Genomic DNA, 4,124 nt, shown 5'->3' on the forward strand with positions numbered 1-4,124 from the left:
CGTCGTCACGAGCGGCGCCACGCTGCGCGCGGCCGCGCGCGCCCTGCGAGCGGCTGGCGCCGAGGTCGCGGGCGCCGCCGCGATCGCCGCGACGCCGCGTCGACGAGGCGTGTCGAGCATCCCCTGGAGATTCATGGCTGACGATGACCAACGTCCCGGTGACAACGGGCGCGCCGAGGACTAGCGTGAGGGAAAGGAGGCGTGACGATCGCCTGACCGACAGGCGGCACGCTGACGGCTCAGGAGGTTGACGTGGACATCACCATCACCGGACGCAACATCGGCATCACCGACCGGTTCCGCGACTACGCGACTGAGAAGGCCGAGAAGATCGAGCACCTCGCCGATCGCGCCCAGGTGCTCGAGATCAAGGTGTCTCGTCATCACGAGAAGGGCGGCGGCCGAGCCCCCGATGATCGCGTCGAGATGACGCTCATCGGCCCCGGCCCCGTCGTGCGGGCCGAATCGCCGGGCAGCGACAAGTACGTCGCGTTCGACCTGGCGATCGACAAGCTGCTCGAGCGCCTGCGCCGGGCGAAAGACAAGCGCAAGGTGCACCGCGGCAACCACCGCCCCGTCTCGCTGCACGAGGCCTCGGCCGCGGGCTTCACCGGACTCGACATCACGCCCGCCGACCCCGACATCATTCAGAAGGTCGCGACGGGCGCGATCCCAGTGCAGCAGCCGGCCGATGAGGCCGACGAGGTGTACTCGCCCGTCGTGGTGCGGCAGAAGGTGTTCCCGGCCGCCGCGATGACGGTCGATGAGGCGGTCGACCAGCTCGAGCTCGTCGGCCACGACTTCTTTTTGTTCATCGACGCCGCCACCGACCGGCCCAGCGTCGTCTACCGCCGCCAGGGCTGGAACTACGGCGTCATCGGCCTCGAGGCTGAGCAGCCGGTCGCGGCGGTCGCGGGGCGCCGCGGGCGCTGAATGGATGCGGGGGCGCCGGTGCCGCGCCGGCGCCCCCGACCGGCACGCCCCGGGTGCGCACCGGCTCGTGCACGGCGGCCGCAGGGTCGCACTTGCTAGCATGAGCGGGCCGTGTTCTGCGGCGGTCTGCGGCGTGCCCAGGCCCGGCCGCACGGCCCCCCGTGCAGCCCGACGAGTGGAGTGACCGAAGTGGCGAATGTTCTCGAGCGTGTTCTGCGGGTCGGCGAAGGTCGACTGCTGCGACGACTGAAGGCCTATGCCGAGGCGATCAACCAGCTCGAAGACGACTTCAGCGACCTCACCGACGACGAGCTGCGCAACGAGACCGTCGAGCTGCGCGAGCGCTACGGCAACGGCGAGTCACTCGACGACCTGCTGCCCGAAGCCTTCGCGGCCGTGCGTGAGGCCTCGAAGCGCACGCTCGGCATGCGCCACTTCGACGTGCAGCTCATGGGCGGCGCGGCCCTGCACCTCGGCAACATCGCCGAGATGAAGACCGGTGAGGGCAAGACCCTCGTCGCCACGCTCGCGGCCTACCTCAACGCGATCCCCTCGCGCGGCGTGCACGTCATTACCGTCAACGACTACCTCGCGAGCTACCAGAGCGAGCTCATGGGCCGCATCTTCCGCGCGCTCGGCATGACCACCGGCTGCATCCTCTCGGGCCAGACCCCCGAGGTGCGCCGCCAGCAGTACGCGGCCGACATCACCTACGGCACCAACAACGAGTTCGGCTTCGACTACCTGCGCGACAACATGGCGTGGCAGACCGCCGACATGGTGCAGCGCGGCCACTTCTTCGCGATCGTCGACGAGGTCGACTCGATCCTCATCGACGAGGCGCGCACGCCGCTCATCATCTCGGGCCCCTCCTCGGGCGAGGCGAACCGGTGGTTCACCGAGTTCGCGCGCATCGCGAGCCGCTTGCAGGCGGGCGTCGACTTCGAGGTCGACGAGAAGAAGCGCACGGTCGGTGTGCTCGAGCCGGGCATCGAGAAGGTCGAAGACCACCTCGGCATCGACAACCTGTACGAGTCGGCCAACACGCCCCTCATCTCGTTCCTCAACAACGCGATCAAGGCATCCGCCCTCTTCAAGCGCGATAAGGACTACGTCGTCATGAACGGCGAGGTGCTCATCGTCGACGAGCACACCGGCCGCATCCTCGTGGGCCGCCGCTACAACGAGGGCATCCACCAGGCGATCGAGGCGAAAGAGGGCGTGACGGTCAAGGCCGAGAACCAGACCCTTGCCACCGTCACGCTGCAGAACTACTTCCGGCTCTACACCAAGCTCTCGGGCATGACCGGTACGGCCGAGACCGAGGCCGCCGAGTTCATGAGCACCTACAAGCTCGGCGTCGTGCCGATCCCCACCAACCTGCCGATGCAGCGCATCGACCAGCCCGACCTCGTCTACAAGAACGAGCAGGTCAAGTTCGAGCAGGCGGCCGAAGACATCGTGCAGCGCCACGCCACCGGCCAGCCCGTGCTCGTCGGCACCACGAGCGTCGAGAAGAGCGAGCTGCTCTCGCGCCTGCTCGCCAAGCGAGGCGTCAAGCACGAGGTGCTCAACGCCAAGAACCACGCGCGCGAGGCCTCGATCATCGCCCAGGCCGGCCGCCTCGGCGCTGTCACGGTCGCCACGAACATGGCCGGCCGCGGCACCGACATCATGCTCGGCGGCAACGCCGAGTTCCTCGCCGTCACCGAGATGAACGGCCGCGGTCTCTCGCCCATCGATACTCCTGACGAGTACGAGGCCGAGTGGGATGCGGTGTTCGCGCGCGTCAAAGAGCAGGTGGCGATCGAGGCCGCCAAGGTCATCGAGGTCGGCGGCCTGTACGTGCTCGGCACCGAGCGCCACGAGTCGCGCCGCATCGACAACCAGCTGCGCGGCCGCTCGGGCCGCCAGGGCGACCCCGGTGAGAGCCGCTTCTACCTCTCGCTGCAAGACGACCTCATGCGCCTGTTCAACGCGGGTGCGGCCGAGGCGCTCATGGGCCGCTCGAACGTGCCCGACGACCTCGCGATCGAATCGAAGGTCGTCAGCCGCGCCATCCGCTCAGCGCAGTCGCAGGTCGAGGCGCGCAACGCCGAGATTCGCAAGAACGTGCTCAAGTACGACGACGTGCTCAATCGTCAGCGCGAGGCGATCTACACCGACCGCCGCCACATTCTCGAGGGCGACGACCTCAAAGACCGCGTGCAGACCTTCATCGAGCAGGTCATCACCGAGATCGTCGAGACCCACACGGGTTCGGGCCACAGCGACGAGTGGGACTTCGAGCAGATCTGGACCGAGCTCAAGACGCTCTACCCCGTGAGCCTCACGATCGACGAGGTCATCAGCGAGGGCGGCACCAAGCTCACGCCCGCCTTCCTCATCCGCGAGGTCGTGAGCGACGCCAAGCTCGCTTATGAGCGCCGGGAGGAGAGCCTGGGCCGCACGGCGACGCGCGAACTCGAGCGCCGCGTGGTGCTGAGCGTCATCGACCGCCGCTGGCGCGACCACCTCTACGAGATGGACTATCTGAAAGACGGCATCGGCCTGCGCGCCATGGCGCAGCGCGACCCGCTCGTCGAGTACCAGCGCGAGGGCTACGCGCTCTTCCAGTCGATGATGAGCGCGATCCGCGAGGACGCGGTCGGGTTCCTCTTCAACCTCGAGGTCGAGGTGACGGGCAGCAAGGGCACCGCCCAGGTGACGGCAAAGGGCCTCAACCAGCCGCAGACGCCGCAGAACCTCAGCTACACGGCGCCGTCGGCCGACGGCGACGTCGAGGTGCGCAACCAGCGCGGCCAGGTGCTGCAGGCGCCGACGGATGCGGCCCGCCAGGCGGCGCCGCAGGTCTCTGCCGCATTCGGCGGCCCGGCCGCGGCCCCGGCCGCCGCGCCGACGCGTCGCGCCCCGCAGGGTCAGCCGCAGAACGGCCAGGGCCAGGGTGGCGCTGCCGCGTCAGGCGGAGCAACCGGCGCGTTCGGCCAGAAGCAGCCCGCGGCCCCGGCCGGCCCCGCGCCGGTCAACCGCGCCCAGCGCCGCGCCCAGGAGAAGAAGAAGGGCCGCTAGCTGTAGTTCCCAGTGACGTTGTTCATGCCGCCGCGAGGACGGTCATGGGCGCCTTGTGGCCGAGAGAGCCGTGGGGTCGCTGGGTGTTGTAATAGCGCACCCATTCTGGCAGCACCGTCCGA

3 protein-coding genes and 1 pseudogene are annotated in these 4,124 nt (G+C 68.9%); 3 read left to right on the forward strand and 1 reads right to left on the reverse strand.

Annotated elements, in window-relative coordinates:
* The 3 genes and pseudogenes from ACK4HH_RS13110 to secA all read left to right on the forward strand — a co-directional run.
* Positions 1-184, forward strand: a pseudogene (locus ACK4HH_RS13110) (hypothetical protein); the annotation flags it as partial.
* Positions 185-252: 68 nt separating this feature from the next.
* Positions 253-933: a ribosome hibernation-promoting factor, HPF/YfiA family gene (gene hpf, locus ACK4HH_RS13115; RefSeq protein WP_409652785.1), complete on the forward strand. Its 681-nt coding sequence runs from the start codon at positions 253-255 to the stop codon at positions 931-933.
* 189 nt (positions 934-1,122) lie between these two features.
* Entirely contained in the window at positions 1,123-4,002 is a 2,880-nt protein-coding gene (secA, locus tag ACK4HH_RS13120) for a preprotein translocase subunit SecA (RefSeq protein ID WP_409652788.1), read from the forward strand.
* Positions 4,003-4,024: 22 nt separating this feature from the next.
* Here the strand turns inward: secA and ACK4HH_RS13125 are convergent, their stop codons facing one another.
* A complete protein-coding gene (locus tag ACK4HH_RS13125; RefSeq protein WP_409652671.1) occupies positions 4,025-4,117 on the reverse strand; it encodes an integrase core domain-containing protein in 93 nt (30 codons plus the stop codon).
* Positions 4,118-4,124 lie beyond the last annotated feature (7 nt).

This window comes from Microcella sp., from assembly GCF_046296455.1.
Classification (GTDB): domain Bacteria; phylum Actinomycetota; class Actinomycetes; order Actinomycetales; family Microbacteriaceae; genus Microcella.